Origin of the sequence: Actinoplanes rectilineatus (assembly GCF_000962825.1) — a bacterium.
Classification (GTDB): Bacteria; Actinomycetota; Actinomycetes; order Mycobacteriales; family Micromonosporaceae; genus Actinoplanes; species Actinoplanes rectilineatus.
The window spans coordinates 1-925 of record NZ_JZKF01000217.1; the positions used below are offsets into that span (position 1 = coordinate 1).

Consider the following 925-nt stretch of genomic DNA (forward strand, 5'->3'; position numbering starts at 1 on the left):
GTGCTGGATATAGGCGTGGAGCCATCGATAGACCAGTTCTTGCGAAGGAAACAGGTCGTCGAGAGGGCTCCACGTGATCGGTTATCTTGCCATGCTCGACGTCCCCAGGGAACTCGTGCGGTACCTCGCCCGGCTCTTGTCCGCACAGCGCCGCCTGCTCGGCACCCGCCGTCGGACACGTGCCCTGACCTGCTACTACCAGGCTCTGATGATCCTCATCTGGTTCCGTAAGGCAGAGGACACCGCCCTGCTCGGCGCCGGCTTCGGCATCTCCCGGGCAACCGCCTACCGCTACATCGCCGAAGGCATCACGGTCCTGGCCGCCCAGCGACCCGACCTGCACGACGCGCTGCAACGGGCCGCAGACGACGGCTGGGCATTCGTCATCCTCGACGGGAAACTCTTCGACTGCGACCGCTCGGCCGAGACCACCACCAGCGTCAAAGGCACAACCATCGACGCCTGGTACTCCGGAAAGCACCGCAGCTTCGGCGCGAACATCCAAGCGATCATGCGGCCTGACGGCCTTCCGATCTGGACCGCCGACGCGATGCCCGGCCACCTCCATGACCTGACCTGCGCCCGCGAACTCGGCGTCACCGCCGCCCTGAACTGGGCAGCCGCCGAACTCGACCTACCCGCCCTCGCCGACGCCGGCTACGAAGCAGCAGGCCACGGCATCAAAACACCGGCCCGGCAACCCGCCGACGGCAAACCTCTCGCCGTCGCCAACCGCACCGTCAACCGACTGCTACGCGGCCTGCGCTGGCAGGGCGAACGCGGCTTCGCCATCCTGACCGGCCGCTGGAAGACCCTGCGGCACACCACCATCAGCCCGAGCCGGATCGGCGACATCGTCGCCGCAGCACTTCACCTCATCCATTTCGAATACCGATACCTGACCGCCGCTCGCTGAGATCACGTC

Annotated in this window: 1 protein-coding gene; it reads left to right on the forward strand. The window is 66.5% G+C overall.

The genetic code is table 11. The annotated features are described in order from the left end of the window. Positions 1-73: 73 nt before the first annotated feature. On the forward strand, positions 74-916 hold the full coding sequence (locus WH85_RS46175; RefSeq protein WP_045748585.1) for a transposase family protein: 843 nt from the start codon (positions 74-76) through the stop codon (positions 914-916). Positions 917-925 lie beyond the last annotated feature (9 nt).